Raw genomic sequence first — 16,761 nt, 5'->3', positions numbered from 1 at the left:
AAATCCTCCACACAAGCCCGAGCATGACGGAGGTGAGGTCTTGCGCCTTTCTCACCCTCATGGCCGGAGCGATCCGGCCATTTTTTTGTCCACCCTCATAATAGTCGGTTCCCGCCATTCACACGATCCGCTAGAGCTTGATCGATCATGATCATGCGGAGGGATCTATGCTGGAACTGATTTGGCGCGGCATTGCCATGGGCATTGGCGGCACCGTGTTTATGGATATATGGGCAATCGTGCTGCACCGGTTCTTCGGCCAGTCAGCGCCAAACTGGGCGCCGGTCGGCCGCTGGTTCTGGCACGTGCCGAAAGGTACGATATTTCACGACAGCATCGCCACGGCTGAACCCTATGAACATGAACTGGCGCTCGGCTGGATTTCGCATTACGCCGTCGGCATTGTTTATGGCGTCATTCTCGCGCTGGTGGTTCCGGCCGCGTGGTTTGCCGATCCCTCCTTCATTGAGCCGTGGATCGTCGGCATCATAACGGTCGGCGCGGGCTGGTTCCTGTTGCAGCCGGGGCTCGGCATTGGCTGGGCGGCGTCGAAGACCCCCAACCCGAACAAGGTCCGCTTTTTCAACCTTGTGGCTCATACGGTTTTCGCCCTAGGCATGTATGCCGTGGCGCTTTTGATGCGCTAAATGAAAAGGGGGCTGAAAAGCCCCCCTCTCCTATCCGGTTCTCAGATATTCGCCGAGAACGTATCGCAATCTTCGACACGGCCGCTCTGGAAACCGCGCTTGAACCATTCCGCGCGCTGTGCCGAGGTGCCGTGGTTGAAACTGTCAGGCACCACATAGCCCTGGGTCTGCTTCTGCAGCGTATCGTCGCCGATCTGGTGGGCGGCGTTCAGCGCTTCCTCGAGGTCGCCGGTTTCGAGAATGCCCTTCTGCTCGGTGAACTTGCCCCAGATGCCGGCATAGCAATCCGCCTGAAGCTCGACGCGCACCGACATCTTGTTGGCATCCACCTGGCTCATCGACTGACGGCGGCGGTTGAACTCCGGCAGAACGCCGGTCAGGTTCTGGATGTGGTGGCCCACCTCATGCGCAATCACATAAGCCTGCGCGAAATCGCCGGCCGCGCCGAAACGCTGGTCGAGTTCCTTGAAGAAGCTGGTGTCGAGATAGACCTTACGGTCGCCCGGGCAATAGAACGGGCCGCTGGCGGCGGAAGCATAACCGCAGGCGGAAGACACCTGACCGGAGAACAGAACCAGCGTCGGCTTCTGATAGGTCTCGCCGGCCGACTGGAAAATGCCGCTCCACGTATCTTCCGTCTCGGCCAGCACGGTGCGCACGAAAGCCGTCGTCTCGTCCGACGACTGGCCTTGCGGACGCGTGCCTGCCTGCTGGCCGCCGGATTGCTGCGTCGTTCCGCCGCCATCCAGCGAAATATCGCCGCCCGAAAGCAGCGTCAGCGGGTTGATGCCAAGCACCCAGCTTATCAGCAGGATAACCAGAATGCCGCCAATACCGATACCGCCGCCGCGCCGCCCGATAGGCACACGCATTCCGCCACGGGAAAAAGGATCGTTGCCCGACGGCCCCGATCCCGCCGACATGCCGCGCTGGTCCTCGATATTGTCCGACTGGCGGCGCCCTCTCCATTCCATGCTATTCTCCCGGCGGATATCGCCTTAACAAGCTGCCTTATAACGGCACTATAATACATCTTGTTCCGGAAGGAAGCAGAGGCGAAAAAACGGAGGCCTTCATGCGGCTCTGCGTCTTTGTTTCAGCACGGTCAGAAACAGGAAGACAAACAGGAGAGCGCCGGCGGAAAAGGCCACAAATCCGGCTCTGCCATCACCAAAAGCAACCTCATGCATGATGCGGCCGGGAACGAAGGTGAAACCTCCGGCAATCACGATGCCGCCGAGATAAACGCTCTGCATGATCCGCATATGGCGTCTGATATCGCCGCGGCGCGCGAAATAGATCGATTGAAGACAGCCATATATCGTGAAGGCGGAAAGCAGGTGGATCGGGCTGAAACCGTAAAACATCCTCAATCCGTGGATGAAGAACGTCGAAACTGATGTCACGACCATCAGCATCACCCATATCTTGCCGAACAGCCGGTGGATGGCAGTTCCCTTGGGGCGCAGGAAGATGAAGGCGCCGAGAATGGCCGCAGGCACGACAGTGGCGACATGGAACTGCACGGCAAGCGGTGCGTCTAACAAAGGCTGGAATGACATGGGTGCTGTTTCGGCTCGGTTGAAATCACCGGCAATTTCGGCAAAACATGCGCTCAGGAAAAACGGATTGACGCCAACCGCAGGAAAACTTCGTGGATCACCCATATCTGCAATCCACGCTTCGTGAAATGCACGCCATCCTGCAATCGCGCAGGCTGTGGCTGACGTTTCTCGCCGTGCTGGCGATCTTCATCGTGACCGGACCTTTCGGAACGAGCGAAACCATGAGCTTCGCCGACCGGCTGCTTTACTGGACAATCATACAGGCCAGCGCCTGGACATTCGCCATATCCTTTTCCATCATCGCCAACAGCATCCTTGCCGGCAGCATCGAAAATATGCTGACGCGCATGATGATCGGCTCGCTGACGGCCGCCCTGCCGATCGGGCTGCTGCTCACCATCACGAACCGGGTCTTTTCAGGCAAGGAAATGGGTTTCGGCCCCTTTTTACAAAGCAGCCTGTCGTCTCTGCCTCTCTGCGCCATCTTCTGCCTGCTAAGTTATCTCACCGCCTGCCAGTCGCTCGAAACAGCGGCCAATGCCGCTACGGACACGGGCGAAGATACCAGACGCGAGGTAAAGGGCGTCGTACCGCTGCTGGAGCGGCTACCGCCGCAAAAGCGCGGAGAATTGCTGCGACTGTCGGTGCAGGACCACTATACTGAAATCGTCACCACGCGCGGGAATCAGCTCGTTCTGCTGCGTTTTTCCGATGCGCTGAAAGAAATCGGCCAGACGGAAGGCTTGCAGGTGCACCGGTCGCACTGGATTGCCGATGCCGACGCCGTCTCGCTGCGCAAACAGGCCGGTCGTCTGCATGTCATTACAAGAGACGGCACGGAAATTCCCGTCAGCCGCTCCTATAGTGCAGCGGTCCAGGCCCGTTTCACCGTGCACGCCCCTGCCGGTTAAGAGTTTCTGTCGATTCCGGAATTTATGGGGTTCCGTTCTCAAAAACATTTGCCTATAAGCCGCTTCTAGCCTGAAAACATTTGAATTGCGCCCCCCGGCCGGTGATCCTTCACCCTGGCCGGTGTTTTGCGCAACCGAAAAGCGGAACGAGAGAGCCATGCCGAAGCGCCAAGATATCAAGTCCATCCTCATCATCGGCGCGGGACCGATCGTCATCGGCCAGGCATGTGAATTCGACTATTCCGGCACGCAGGCCTGCAAGGCGCTGAAGGAAGAGGGTTATCGGGTCATCCTGGTCAACTCCAACCCGGCGACGATCATGACCGATCCGGGCCTTGCCGACGCCACTTACGTCGAGCCGATCACGCCGGAAGTCGTGGCGAAGATCATCGCCAAGGAGCGTCCGGATGCGCTTCTGCCGACCATGGGCGGCCAGACCGCGCTCAATACCGCGCTCTCTCTCAAGCGCATGGGCGTTCTCGACCGTTACAATGTGGAGATGATCGGCGCGAAACCCGAAGCCATCGACATGGCCGAAGACCGAGCCCTCTTCCGCGAAGCCATGGCCCGCATCGGCCTTGAAACCCCGCGCTCCATGCTGGCCAACGCCACCGAGATCAAGGACGCCGACCGCAAGAAGCACGAGGCAGCACGCACCGAGCTGAAGGGCAAGCTCTCCGGTCCCGATCTCGACAAGGCGCTGGACGATCTCGAAAACCAGTGGAACCTCGGCGAAACCGACCGCAAGCAGCGCTACATGGCACATGCCATGGCGATTGCCGCTCAGGCCATCGATCATGTCGGCCTGCCGGCCATCATCCGCCCGTCCTTCACGCTCGGCGGCACCGGCGGCGGCATTGCCTATAACCGCTCGGAATTCTTCGACATCGTCTCCGGCGGCCTCGACGCCTCGCCGACGACGGAAGTTCTGGTCGAAGAATCGGTTCTCGGCTGGAAGGAATATGAGATGGAAGTCGTCCGCGACAAGGCGGACAATTGCATCATCATCTGCTCCATCGAAAATATCGATCCGATGGGCGTCCACACGGGCGACTCGATTACGGTTGCACCGGCGCTGACCTTGACCGACAAGGAATACCAGATCATGCGCAACGCCTCGATTGCGGTGCTGCGCGAGATCGGTGTCGAAACCGGCGGCTCGAACGTGCAGTTCGCCGTCAACCCGAAGGACGGCCGCCTCGTCGTCATCGAAATGAACCCGCGCGTGTCGCGCTCCTCGGCTCTCGCCTCAAAGGCAACCGGCTTCCCGATCGCCAAGATCGCCGCCAAGCTCGCCATCGGCTATACGCTGGACGAACTGGAAAACGACATCACCGGCGGCGCGACGCCTGCTTCGTTCGAACCTTCCATCGACTACGTCGTCACCAAGATCCCGCGTTTCGCCTTCGAGAAATTCCCCGGCGCCTCGCCGATCCTCACCACCGCCATGAAGTCGGTCGGCGAAGTCATGGCCATCGGCCGCACCTTCGCGGAATCGCTGCAGAAGGCGCTGCGCGGCATGGAAACCGGCCTCACCGGTCTCGATGAAATCGAAATCCCCGGCTATGAGGAAGGCGAAGGCTCCAAGAACGCCATCCGCGCCGCCATCGGCACGCCGACGCCGGACCGCCTGCGCATGGTCGCCCAGGCGCTGCGCATGGGCATGAGCGAAGAGGAAGTCCACGAGAACTCGAAGATCGATCCGTGGTTCATCGCCCAGTTCAAGGCCATCGTCGACATGGAAGCCCGCATCCGCGAGCACGGCCTGCCGCAGGATGCCGAAAACCTGCGCATGCTGAAAGCCATGGGCTTCTCCGACGCCCGCCTTGCCAGCCTGACGTCCAAGCGCCCGAAGGAAGTGGCCGAGCTGCGCAACAGCCTGAATGTTCGCCCGGTCTTCAAGCGCATCGACACCTGCGCGGCCGAATTCGCGTCGCCCACTGCTTACATGTATTCGACCTATGAAATTCCCTTCGTCGGCGCAGCCCGCTCGGAAGCGCAGGTTTCCGACCGCAAGAAGGTGGTCATCCTCGGCGGCGGTCCGAACCGCATCGGCCAGGGCATCGAGTTCGATTATTGCTGCTGCCATGCCGCCTTCGCGCTGAAGGATGCCGGCTTCGAGGCGATCATGATCAACTGCAACCCGGAAACGGTTTCCACGGACTACGACACGTCCGACCGCCTCTATTTCGAGCCGCTGACGGCCGAAGACGTGATCGAGATCATGCGCGCCGAGCAGGAAAAGGGCGAATTGGTCGGCGTCATCGTGCAGTTCGGCGGCCAGACCCCGCTGAAGCTCGCCGAAGCGCTGGAAAAGAACGGCATACCGATCCTCGGCACCGCGCCTGACATGATCGATCTTGCCGAAGACCGCGACCGCTTCCAGAAGCTGCTGATGAAGCTGGACCTCGCCCAGCCGAACAATGGCATCGCCTATTCGGTCGAGCAGGCCCGCCTCGTCGCTTCGGAAATCGGCTTCCCGCTGGTCGTTCGCCCGTCTTACGTTCTGGGTGGCCGCGCCATGCAGATCATCCATTCGGAAGGCCAGCTCCAGACCTATCTGCTCGACACGGTTCCGGGCCTCGTACCCGAGGACATCAAGCAGCGTTACCCGAACGACAAAACCGGCCAGATCAACACCCTGCTCGGCAAGAACCCGCTGCTGTTCGACAGCTACCTGACCAACGCCGTGGAAGTGGACGTCGATGCGCTGTGCGACGGCGAAAGCGTCTTCGTCTCGGGCATCATGGAGCACATCGAAGAAGCCGGCATCCATTCGGGCGACTCGGCCTGCTCGCTGCCGGTCCGTTCGCTGTCGAAGGAAATCGTCGACGAGCTGGAACGCCAGACGACGGCGCTTGCCAAGGCGCTCAATGTCGGCGGCCTGATGAACGTGCAATATGCCATCAAGGACGGCACGATCTACGTTCTCGAAGTCAATCCGCGCGCCTCGCGCACCGTGCCTTTCGTGGCGAAGACCATCGGCGCGCCGATCGCCAAGATCGCCGCCCGCGTGATGGCCGGCGAGAAGCTCGATCCGGCGATTGCCGCTTACGGCGAAAAACCCGATCCGCGCAACCTGAAGCACATCGCCGTCAAGGAAGCCGTCTTCCCCTTCGCCCGCTTCCCCGGCGTCGACATCCTGCTCGGACCGGAAATGCGCTCGACCGGCGAAGTCATCGGCCTCGATACCGATTTCGCGCTGGCCTTCGCCAAGAGCCAGCTCGGCGCGGGCGTCGACCTGCCCCGCTCCGGCGCGGTCTTCGTCTCGGTGCGTGACGAGGACAAGGAAGGCGTTCTGCCCGCCATCCGCATTCTCGTGGAAAGCGGTTTCAAGGTGCTGGCCACCGGCGGCACCCAGCGTTTCCTCGCCGAAAAGGGCATCAACGCCGAAAAGATCAACAAGGTGCAGGAAGGCCGTCCGCATATCGAAGACGCCATCCGCAACCGTCAGGTCCAGCTCGTCATCAACACCACCGACAGCAACAAGGCGATTTCTGACAGCAAGTCGCTGCGCCGCGCGACGCTGATGCAGAAGGTGCCTTACTACACCACGATGGCCGGCGCGGAAGCGGCAGCGCTTGCCATCAAGGCGCTGAAGGCCGGCAATCTGGAAGTGAAGCCGCTGCAGAGCTACTTCCAGTAAGCTGCGCGAACCGCAGGTTCCAGCGCTGAATGAAAACAAAACGCCGCGGGTCACCATGCCCGCGGCGTTTTGCATCACGTAATCCTGCTGCAATTCATTGCCGGTATCAAAACATCAGGTTCGAACGAGGCCCATGATGTCCCTATTGCTCAATGACGGATCGCCCGCAGCCATTCGCCGCGCCGTTGCCAAAGCTCCGGTCAAACGCTCCATGAGGACGCCGAATCGCCCCGGCATAAGATCCCGGCGATGGGAACACGCGGCCCCGATAAACCAAAGCGCCTTGAGGAACTGATCATGGCTGGACGTCCACCGGGACCGGAGCGGGTGGCTTTTCCGCTGCGGATCGAACCCGCAATATTGAACATGATCCGGCACACCGCGAGCGGTGAATTGCGCAGCGTCAATGCCCAGATCGAGGTTCTTCTGAAAGAGGCCCTGTCCCGCCGCGCCACGGCGGATGAAGCAGACAAGCCGCCCTTTTAGACCGAAGGGCAACAACGACGATACACGACACAAAGATGCGGTGCGGCTCTGCGGAAAGATCGACGGCCCGCAGCCCCGCCTATGCCGCCTGCGCCTCCCGAACGCAATTGCGCCCTTCCATCTTCGCGCGGTAAAGTGCGCGATCAGCCATTTCCGCAAGCGTCTGGAGATCGCAGCGCATCTCGCCAGTGGCGGCAACGCCGATGCTGATGGTGACGCCGACACGCAGACCGCCGCAATCGACCTCTGTTACCGCAATCGCATCGCGAATGCGCTCGCCGATCATGCAGGCCTTGCGAACGCCGGCGCCCGGCAGGTAGATGATGAATTCCTCTCCGCCGTAACGCGCCAGCACGTCCCCGCCGCGGATGCTGCCGCCGATGCGCTTCGCCACTTCCTGCAGCACGCTATCGCCGACGGCGTGGCCAAAACGGTCGTTGATCGACTTGAAGTGATCGATATCCAGCAGCATGGCCGCATCGGCCGGATCGGGCGTCGCAGGCATGGTCTGGAAGAAAAAACGCCGGTTCTTAACGCCCGTCAGCGGGTCGGTATTCGCAAGAACGAGCAGTTTGCGTTCTGACCGCTCGGCCACGAACATCATCACGAACAGGGCAATGGCGAAGTTCAGCATGATGATGAAGAAAAACGCATTGACCAGATCGATGGTGGCATAATCGGGGAAAAGCACGCTTTTCACCACCGATAGCGAAATGAGACCGGAGACGCCGGTGATGCCACCCAGCGCCAGGCGGGACAGCAGCGGCTCTCTGCGCCATCTGGCAAAAAGCACCGATGCCCCGGCGAGATAGGCAAGCGATGCGCAGCCATTGAAGAGCGCCGCGCGATACGCATTATTGTCCGCCACCTGCTGCGCGACCACCATCGCCAGTACGGAGATGAGGCAGACAATGGATACGGTCCGTCGGTCGACGGAACGCCCATCGCTCAATGCCTTCAAGCCGAGCCAGATCAGCGCGTAACCCACAATGCCGCAAACGACACTGCCGAGCCGCCACAGGGCCGGCGACGATATTCCCCATTCGCCATAACCGGCAAGCGTGGAGCCAATCGCCATCGAGGCGAAACCCGCCGCAAGGGGGACGGGACCGCGCAAGCCGCGATTGGTCATTTTCAGATAGATAAAACTCAAAAGCCCAACGATGTAAGAACACTTTTGCATCAGTATGACTGTCGCAAGATCGAGTTCACCCAACATGATTTATCCATACGGTAAATAAATTCAGAGAAATTAATTATAGTATTAAGTATAAAATTTCAATAAAAATAACAGATAAATAATCATTAAATGATACTACTGCAAGTTACGGCTCGAATCTTGAATAAATCTCCAGCGCGTAAATGGAAAATTATTCGAATATTCTAATAAAACTAATATCTTTCTTGAACCGCATCATTTCCGCCTCTTTCACCTGTCCATCGGCAAGGCGCAGGAGATAGGACGGGTGCACGGTGACAAAAAGCGTTCGGCCTTCCTCCATCGGCAGAGGACGGCTCCGAATCTCCGAAAGCTTTTCCTTGCCGCCGGTCAGCGCATAAAGCGCCGTTGCGCCCATGGCAACGATCAGTTTCGGTCGGACGAGCGCGATTTCCTGATTGAGCCACCAGCGGCATTGCTCCACTTCCCCCGCATTCGGCCGCTGATGGATGCGCCGTTTGCCGCGCATTTCATATTTGAAGTGTTTGACGGCATTCGTGACGTAAAGCTTTTTGCGCTCGATACCGGCATCGGCAAGAGTCCGGTCGAAAAGCTGGCCGGCCGGACCGACAAAAGGCTTTCCGGCCAGATCCTCATGATCGCCCGGCTGTTCGCCAACGATCATGATTTCCGCATCCTCCGGCCCCGAACCGAAAACCGTTTGCGTGGCGCTGCAATGCAGGGGGCAGCGGGTGCAACGGCCGGCCTCGCGCGCCAGCGACGCGAGCGTGCCGTCCGGCACGGGTTGCGGCATCTCCCGTGCAGCGGCCGCAGCCTGCAGGCGATGGTGAAAAGGCTGCGGCTGGCTTGCCGCCCTGGCGGCCATCTCCAGCACCCGCGCCTCCGCTCCCAAAACAAGACCGGGAATGAGATCGGCTTCCGGCAGGTTCTTCCAGTATTTCTTCGGCATCTCCGCCGTCATGGCTTTGATCTTGAGGCGCGCCGGATTGAATATATTGGCATAATAGGTCCGCCAGAGTTCATCCGTCTCGTCCGTCAGATCAGGCTTCGCCGCCGCCTCCCGCGAGGTTTGCAGCTCGCTTCCATCCCATCGGGCGGACCCTTTCGGCGTCGCGATCAGCCAGTCCATATCGGTAAACCGTCGCTGGAAAAACGCTGCCGTTCGTTCGACTATGAAATGATCCGGCTCGAACCAGGCCACGAACCGCCGTCGCCCGCCCTGCCCCTGCGGCAAAGGCAACTCCTTGAAACGGACGAAGGCCGTCATCTTGTGACAATCCCGGCGCACCGATTTCTCGAGCAAGCGGGCCTCTGCAACATCCGGATCGGACTTGAACTGCAACAGGGCGCGATCCCGCTTCAGCCGCCACAACAACCGGTAAAGCAACGCAAACCGGCCGGGATCGCCATGGCAGATGACGGCCTGCGCCAGCGCCACGAACGAGGCCGGAACGGAAACCTGCCCATTGCCGGCATCGACCGTCGGCAATGGCTCGCCGGCGAAATCCAGCAGCCCTGCCCCGTCATCCCGCAACCGCCAGTCAATCGTCTCCGGCGGAATATCGGCGGCAAGGGCCGCACGCGCGGCATCGCGCCACTCGCCGAAATCGCCCCGCCCTTCCAGCACCGGACCGTACATCACAACAGCGATAATTGTTCGGGCTGCGGCGCAAACATCGCCCGCAAATCCGGCCGCTCGGTCAGCTTGCCCGGCGTCCAGCCCTCGGCGACGATGAAAGCCTTCACCTTTTTCAGGGAAACACCGAAACGGGCGATATCCTCCAGCCGCAGCCGCCGGAACCGCCGTGACGATAGAACGGAGGCCACCGTCTTGGTGCCGAAACCGGGCACACGCAGCAGCATTTCCCGATCCGCCGCATTGACGTCAACCGGGAAACGGGCGCGATGTTTCAGCGCCCAGGCGAGTTTCGGGTCGATATCGAGATCGAGCATGCCGTCACCCCCGATTGCCGTTATCTCGCTGATATCGAAGCCATAAAAGCGGTAAAGCCAGTCGGCCTGATAAAGCCGGTGTTCCCGCATCAGCGGCGGCTTGATGAGCGGCAGGTTTTTCGACGAATCGGGAATGGGGCTGAAGGCCGAATAATAGACGCGCCGCAAACCGTAACTGCCATAAAGCCGGGCGCTGGTGGAGAGAATGGTGCTATCGTCAGCGCCATCCGCCCCCACAATCATCTGCGTGCTCTGCCCGGCCGGCGCAAAGCGCCTGGTCTTGCGTGTCCGGAAGGTCGGCTCCCCGGCCTCCTCGATCTTCAGGCGGATATCGGCCATGGAGCGGCGAATATTGACGGGCTGCTTTTCCGGCGCGAAACGGCCAATGCCGCTATCGGTCGGCAATTCGATATTGATCGAGAGACGATCCGCATAAAGCCCTGCCTCCTCGATGAGCCTGGGCGATGCTTCGGGAATGGATTTCAGGTGGATATAACCGCGAAAACCATGGGTAACCCGCAACTCCCGCGCCACGCGCACCATCTCCTCCATCGTATGATCGGAGGAACGGATGATGCCGGAGGACAGGAACAGCCCCTCGATATAGTTGCGCCGGTAAAACTCCAGCGTCAGCCAAACCACCTCTTCCGGCGTGAACCGCGCCCGCTCGACATTGCTGGAGGAGCGGTTGATGCAATAGGCGCAATCATAGATGCAGAAGTTGGTGAGCAGGATTTTCAAAAGCGAAATGCAGCGCCCGTCCGGCGCATAGGCATGGCAGATGCCCGACCCTTCCGTGGAGCCCAGACCGCCCGATGCTGCGGAGTTGCGTTTTGTCGTGCCGCTCGATGCACAGGAGGCATCGTATTTCGCTGCGTCTGAGAGAATGGCCAGCCGTTGCCTGATCGACTTCTTCATGAGTATGTTCACTATATGTTCCATTGGCGAATGTCAATGATATAGGGTAAGATATTGATTATGTGAGGAAATATGCGCGCCTCAAATTTGCTGGCATTTCGCTATCGTCTTCTGATATAGTCGGCTCAGTTATGATTTTGGCATGGTTCCGGAGTTCCCCTCCGGAACCTGTTTCTTTTTGTGTCTGCAAGTAACGCGACCGGAATGCGAAGGATAAAAAAATGGTAGAAAAAGTACCGATGACTCAGGGTGGATTCGTCAAGCTGCAGGAGGAGCTGCGCTGGCGCCAGCAGGAGGAACGCCCCCGTATCATCGAGGCGATTGCGGAAGCGCGCGCCCATGGCGACCTTTCGGAAAACGCCGAGTACCATGCTGCCAAGGAAGCACAGAGCCACAATGAAGGCCGCATCACCGAACTCGAAGACCTGACCGCACGCGCGGAAGTCATCGATCTTTCCAAAATGTCGGGCTCGAAGATCAAGTTCGGCGCCACCGTGAAGCTGGTGGACGAGGATAGCGACGAGGAAAAGACCTATCAGATCGTCGGCGACCAGGAAGCCGATGTGAAGGCCGGCCGCATCTCCATCTCCTCGCCCATCGCCCGCGCCCTCATCGGCAAGGAAGTCGGCGACAGCATCGAAGTCAACGCGCCTGGCGGCGCCAAGGGCTACGAGATTCTCGCGGTTCAGTGGGGCTGATGCCCTCACATGCAATGCGCCCCAGGCGGGCGCATTGCTTTTCTTGACGTCTTCAATCCCCCGAATTAGCCGCAAAGACGGAAGCCCATCTTGTCCCACGTCAGTCTGAAAGATGTGCAGGTGCTTGCGCCGAATTTCAAACGCAGGCTCTCCGGCGTCACCTCCACCATCGTTCAGCTCATTCCGGTGCAGAACCAGCTGGGACAGAAGGTGGCCGTCATCGGCCCCGGCCTGCCGCCGCATCTGCCGCATGTGCGCTTTCGCGATCTGTGGCGGCTCTGGCAAAACGGCCCGCAGGGCGGCCCGCGCATCTGGCATGCCCGTCGCAACCTCGAAATGCTGCCAGGTCTTTTCATGCGTGACGTGCTGCGCATGAAGGTGAAGCTGCTGTTCACCTCGGCCGCACAGAGGCGGCATTCCGCCTATACCCGGTTTCTGATTTCGAAGATGGACGCCGTGGTTGCGACCAGCACCCGCTCCGGCTCGTTTCTGGAAGTACCCCATCGCGTTGTCATGCATGGCGTCGATACCGACCTGTTCCATCCGGCAACCGGCCCGGAAGACACAATCGCGGCAACCGGCCTGCCGGGACAATATCTCATCGGCTGCTTTGGACGGGTGCGCCACCAGAAGGGCACCGATCTCTTCGTGCGCGCCATGATCGAGCTTTTGCCCGCCCATCCGCAATGGACGGCCATTGTTTCCGGCCGGGTAACGGCGGAACACAAGGCTTTTGCCGAGGTACTCGAGGCCGATGTCAAGGCCGCCGGCCTATCGGACCGCATCGTGTTTCAGGGTGAGGTGGACGACATCAAGCCATGGTACCGGCGGTTGACGCTCTATGTCGCCCCATCCCGCAACGAAGGTTTTGGCTTGACGCCGCTCGAGGCCATGGCATCGGAAACGGCCGTCGTCACCAGCACTGCCGGCGCCTATGAGGAAATGATCGTCAGGGGCGAAACCGGCGCTGTCGTCGAGGCGGGTGACTATGCATCGCTCAGGGATGCGATAAGGACCTATCTTGCCGACCCGGCTCTGGCCGAGAGCCATGCAAAGGCCGGCCTTTCGCATGTACGCAACACATTTCCGCTTGAGAAAGAGGCCACGAGTCTCGGCGAAGTCTATGAGGCTTTGCGGCGCGGTTAACGCGTCTCAAGGCAGGAACGAAGCCCGCCGATCAGATTTCCACCAGACCGACGCGCTTGACCTGCCGGATGGTGAGCATGGTGCGCACCGTATCGACATTTTCGTCCGCCGTCAGAACCTCGATGACGAAATCCTGAAACTCGGTCAGGTTCTTCGCCACGCAGTGCAGCAGGAAATCGCTTTCGCCCGATACCATCCAGGCCTGACGCACCAGCGACCAGCCGGCGGTTGCCGCCGCAAAGGCCTTCAGATTGCTGTCCGACTGGCGCTTGAGGCCGACCATGCAGAAGGCGACGAGATCGAAACCGAGCTTCGGCGCGTTCAACATGGCGTGATAACCCTCGATCACACCCGCCTCTTCCAGCTTGCGGACGCGCCGGAGGCAGGGCGGCGCGGAAATACCGACCCTTTCGGCCAGTTCCACATTGGTCATGCGCCCGTCGCGCTGCAATTCGCGCAGGATTTTCAGATCGATGGCATCGAGTTCGACGCTGGTCACGGAGGAGTACCTCGTTAAGCTGTGGAACTTCCTTGTACTATTCGGCGCGGGATTCGCAACATTATGCCACCGCCTGGTCACAAAATTGCGCGCACATCCACAACTGCCTTGTTGGTAACGCAAGGCTGCCCTTGAATAAAGACACTAGACAACCTTAAATACCGGGCAACGAAGGGGTTGAGGCCTGTCCGCGGTCATGCGGCTCCTAGGCCCGGTGCCGAAAGGCGCTGCCAGGGAAAGGCCCCGTTATTGAAAGGAACGCTTCCATGTCTGCCCGCCACACGAAGGTATTGATCATCGGCTCCGGTCCCGCCGGTTATACCGCGGCGATCTACGCGGCCCGCGCAATGCTGAAACCCGTGCTGATCGCCGGCATGGAACAGGGCGGCCAGTTGATGATCACCACCGATGTCGAGAACTATCCGGGCTTTGCCGATCCGATCCAGGGTCCGTGGCTGATGGACCAGATGCTGAAGCAGGCGACGCATGTGGGCGCGGAAATCGTCAGCGACCTCGTCACCGAAGTTGAAACCAATGTACGGCCTTTCGTGGTCAAGACCGATTCCGGTCAGGTCTGGACGGCCGATACGCTGATCATCGCCACCGGCGCCAAGGCCAAGTGGCTCGGCATTGAGAGCGAGCAGCATTTCCAGGGCTTCGGCGTTTCCGCCTGCGCCACCTGCGACGGTTTCTTCTATCGCAACAAGGATGTGATCGTGGTCGGCGGCGGCAACTCCGCCGTGGAAGAAGCGCTGTACCTTGCCCATATCGCCAAGTCGGTCACCGTCGTTCACCGCCGCGATAGCTTCCGCTCGGAAAAAATCCTGCAGGAACGGCTGTTCGCCAAGGAAAACGTCAAGATTCTCTGGAACACGGAAATCGCCGAAATTACCGGTGCACCCGCAAAGCCGCCAATGCCGCCTTCCGTTTCCGGCGTGAAGCTGCGTGATACCAAGACCGGCGCGATCAGCGAATTCCCCATCGACGGCGTCTTCGTCGCCATCGGCCATGCGCCGGCGGTCGAGCTGTTCAAGGGCAAGGTGAAGCTGAAAGACAACGGCTACATGTGGACCGCCCCCGATTCCACGGCGACCGACGTGGAAGGCATCTTCGCAGCCGGCGACGTCACCGACGACATCTACCGTCAGGCGATCACCGCCGCTGGCATGGGCTGCATGGCCGCGCTGGAAGCGGAACGTTATCTCACCGCGCATCAACCGCTTGCTGTCGCAGCGGAATAACCGAAAGGCAGGGTAGGCATGGCAATGCCATTGGACTGGGATAAACTGCGCATTTTTCATGCGGCTGCCGAAGCGGGGTCTTTCACCCATGCTGCCGACAAGCTGCATTTGTCCCAGTCGGCCATCAGCCGTCAGGTCAGCGCGCTGGAGCAGGATGTCGGCGTCAAGCTGTTCCATCGCCACGCTCGCGGCCTCATCCTCACCGAACAGGGCGAGTTGCTATACCGCACTGCCCATGACGTGCTGCTGAAGCTCGAAACCGTCAAGATGCAGCTCACCGAAACGACGGAGAAGCCGAGCGGCAAGCTGCGCGTGACGACGACCGTCGGTCTCGGCCAGGGCTGGCTGACGGACAAGGTGCAGGAATTCCTGCAACTCTATCCGGAAATGTCGATCCAGCTCATCCTCGACAATGAGGAGCTGGACGTGAACATGCGCCATGCCGATTGCGCCATCCGCCTGCGCCAGCCGCAGCAGTCGGACCTCATTCAGCGCAAGCTGTTCACGGTACACATGCACGTCTACGCCGCGCCGTCCTACATCAACCGCCATGGCGAGCCGCAGTCGATCGAGGATCTCGACAATCACCGCATCATCTCCTTCGGCGAACCGGCGCCCAACTATCTGCTGGACGTCAACTGGCTGGAAAATGCCGGACGCTCTTCCGACAATACGCGCACGCCGCATCTGCAGATCAACAGCCAGACCTCGATCAAGCGCGCCTGCCTGCTGGGAATCGGCATCGCCTGCTTGCCGGATTATATCGTCGGTCGCGATCCGGGCCTTATCCAGCTATCGCTCGCCGCAGATATTCCGTCCTTCGATACCTATTTCTGCTATCCCGATGAGATGAAAAACGCTGCAAAGTTGAAAGCCTTCCGCGACTTCATCGTCGCAAAGGCGCGGAACTGGAACTTCTGACGTTAAAATAATCGGCGTTCGGTTATAGTCTTTAAATTTCAATAGCTTATCTGACATGATACCTGAGCAGCGCGCCTGCGCCGCCCGGGAGCATTGCACATAAAATATACCGGAAATATCGAGGGCTGCGTGGTGCGCATGCCTGACCTGCACAAAAAAGAGTTGTTTCGTGCACAAAAAAGCACCATATCGCTCTCAGCTGATGCACACGGTGGCTTTTCCTCCCAGTTCCACCGCATCAGCTGTTCCCCTCTGGAGGTTTTTGACCTTCACACTTAAAGGGCCCTGGATCCATCCGGCGGCCCTCTTTTTTTACCCGCAAGAATTTTCTCCGAATTGGCGAAATATCGCATGATGCAACCTTGTTTTGCATTATTCCCACACCCATATTTTAGTCAGCTGTCACGCTCGCCCAAGGCACGCGACAGCTGTTCCCCTCTGGAGGTTTTGACCTTCAAACTTATCAGGCCGCGGAGATATCCAGCGGCCTTCTTTTTTGGAAATGCCTGCCCGCCCCCTCGATCCTCACAGAGACGTGACTTGTATATCGACAATGATCGATATAAATATCGGACATGCCAGATATTGAAGAAGCACCGATGAACCCGGAGGAAATCCTCAAAGCCCTTTCGCACCCCGCAAGGCTGAAATTCCTGGAATGGCTGAAGTCTCCGGAAAGTCACTTCTGCCAGGAGCATCCCCTTAGCATGGGTGTATGCGCCAACCAGTTTCAGATCAGCGGCCTGTCGCAATCCACCGTCTCGTCGCATCTGGCGGTGTTGCAGGCAGCCGGCCTGATAAGGTCGAAAAAGGTCGGGCAATGGGTGTTTTTCGAACGCAACGAGGAAACCATCGACGCCTTCCGCAATTATCTGCAAGCCAATCTCTGAGCCTCCCAAGCTTTGAGCCTCGGGGTGTCGGACCGGAAACCGCAAGGCGGTTTTCATTCC

At 59.5% G+C, this 16,761-nt stretch carries 15 protein-coding genes; 9 read left to right on the top strand and 6 right to left on the bottom strand.

Annotation, left to right across the window (positions count from 1 at the left end; genetic code table 11):
• Positions 1–167: 167 nt before the first annotated feature.
• Positions 168–647, top strand: coding sequence for a DUF2938 domain-containing protein (locus tag L901_RS13550; protein ID WP_059757496.1), 480 nt, complete (start codon positions 168–170; stop codon positions 645–647).
• Positions 648–688: 41 nt separating this feature from the next.
• Here the strand turns inward: L901_RS13550 and L901_RS13545 are convergent, their stop codons facing one another.
• On the bottom strand, positions 689–1,621 hold the full coding sequence (locus tag L901_RS13545) for a neutral zinc metallopeptidase (protein WP_059757494.1): 933 nt from the start codon (positions 1,619–1,621) through the stop codon (positions 689–691).
• A gap of 99 nt (positions 1,622–1,720) precedes the next feature.
• A complete protein-coding gene (locus L901_RS13540) occupies positions 1,721–2,209 on the bottom strand; it encodes a DUF2306 domain-containing protein (protein ID WP_059757491.1) in 489 nt (162 codons plus the stop codon).
• 92 nt (positions 2,210–2,301) lie between these two features.
• Between L901_RS13540 and L901_RS13535 the strand changes: the two genes are divergently transcribed.
• The 3 genes from L901_RS13535 to L901_RS13525 all read left to right on the top strand — a co-directional run bounded on the left by L901_RS13535 (position 2,302) and on the right by L901_RS13525 (position 7,255).
• Entirely contained in the window at positions 2,302–3,123 is an 822-nt protein-coding gene (locus L901_RS13535) for a LytTR family DNA-binding domain-containing protein (RefSeq protein ID WP_059757488.1), read from the top strand.
• Between the two features lie 157 nt (positions 3,124–3,280).
• On the top strand, positions 3,281–6,769 hold the full coding sequence (carB, locus tag L901_RS13530; RefSeq protein WP_003522842.1) for a carbamoyl-phosphate synthase large subunit: 3,489 nt from the start codon (positions 3,281–3,283) through the stop codon (positions 6,767–6,769).
• A 297-nt stretch (positions 6,770–7,066) separates the two neighbouring features.
• Positions 7,067–7,255, top strand: a complete 189-nt coding sequence (locus L901_RS13525) for a hypothetical protein (protein ID WP_031233516.1) — start codon at positions 7,067–7,069, stop codon at positions 7,253–7,255.
• Between the two features lie 79 nt (positions 7,256–7,334).
• Here the strand turns inward: L901_RS13525 and L901_RS13520 are convergent, their stop codons facing one another.
• The 3 genes from L901_RS13520 to L901_RS13510 form a co-directional block, all read right to left on the bottom strand.
• The gene (locus L901_RS13520; RefSeq protein WP_059757486.1) at positions 7,335–8,474 is read right to left on the bottom strand and encodes a GGDEF domain-containing protein; all 1,140 of its coding nucleotides are present in this window, start codon (positions 8,472–8,474) and stop codon (positions 7,335–7,337) included.
• Between the two features lie 151 nt (positions 8,475–8,625).
• Positions 8,626–10,074: a UdgX family uracil-DNA binding protein gene (locus L901_RS13515; protein WP_059757483.1), complete on the bottom strand. Its 1,449-nt coding sequence runs from the start codon at positions 10,072–10,074 to the stop codon at positions 8,626–8,628.
• On the bottom strand, positions 10,074–11,306 hold the full coding sequence (locus L901_RS13510; RefSeq protein ID WP_059757480.1) for a putative DNA modification/repair radical SAM protein: 1,233 nt from the start codon (positions 11,304–11,306) through the stop codon (positions 10,074–10,076). Before L901_RS13510 ends, L901_RS13515 begins: the two co-directional genes overlap by 1 nt.
• Before the next feature lie 221 nt (positions 11,307–11,527).
• Between L901_RS13510 and greA the strand changes: the two genes are divergently transcribed.
• Together greA and L901_RS13500 are read left to right on the top strand one after the other, a co-directional pair.
• Complete coding sequence (gene greA / locus L901_RS13505) at positions 11,528–12,004, top strand: transcription elongation factor GreA (RefSeq protein WP_003522847.1); 477 nt, start codon at positions 11,528–11,530, stop codon at positions 12,002–12,004.
• A 90-nt stretch (positions 12,005–12,094) separates the two neighbouring features.
• On the top strand, positions 12,095–13,150 hold the full coding sequence (locus L901_RS13500) for a glycosyltransferase family 4 protein (RefSeq protein WP_059757477.1): 1,056 nt from the start codon (positions 12,095–12,097) through the stop codon (positions 13,148–13,150).
• Between the two features lie 31 nt (positions 13,151–13,181).
• On the opposite strand, the gene L901_RS13495 is transcribed toward L901_RS13500, so the two are convergent.
• Positions 13,182–13,649: an Lrp/AsnC family transcriptional regulator gene (locus L901_RS13495; RefSeq protein ID WP_020811379.1), complete on the bottom strand. Its 468-nt coding sequence runs from the start codon at positions 13,647–13,649 to the stop codon at positions 13,182–13,184.
• Positions 13,650–13,915: 266 nt separating this feature from the next.
• Here L901_RS13495 and trxB point away from each other — a divergent pair, with 266 nt between their 5' ends.
• The 3 genes from trxB (at position 13,916) to L901_RS13480 (ending at position 16,701) form a co-directional block, all read left to right on the top strand.
• Positions 13,916–14,890 (top strand): thioredoxin-disulfide reductase, encoded by a 975-nt coding sequence (trxB, locus tag L901_RS13490; protein ID WP_020811380.1) that lies wholly within the window; start codon positions 13,916–13,918, stop codon positions 14,888–14,890.
• Positions 14,891–14,914: 24 nt separating this feature from the next.
• A complete protein-coding gene (locus tag L901_RS13485) occupies positions 14,915–15,811 on the top strand; it encodes a LysR family transcriptional regulator VtlR (protein WP_020011327.1) in 897 nt (298 codons plus the stop codon).
• A 599-nt stretch (positions 15,812–16,410) separates the two neighbouring features.
• Positions 16,411–16,701 carry a helix-turn-helix transcriptional regulator gene (locus L901_RS13480; RefSeq protein WP_003522852.1) on the top strand — a complete coding sequence of 97 codons (291 nt, stop codon included), beginning with the start codon at positions 16,411–16,413 and terminating at the stop codon, positions 16,699–16,701.
• The last annotated feature ends 60 nt before the right edge of the window (positions 16,702–16,761 follow it).

This window comes from Agrobacterium sp. D14 (assembly GCF_001526505.1).
Taxonomy (GTDB): Bacteria; Pseudomonadota; Alphaproteobacteria; order Rhizobiales; family Rhizobiaceae; genus Agrobacterium; species Agrobacterium leguminum.
Note: the sequence above shows the minus strand (reverse complement) of the source record. Positions and strands in the feature narration are given on the sequence as shown.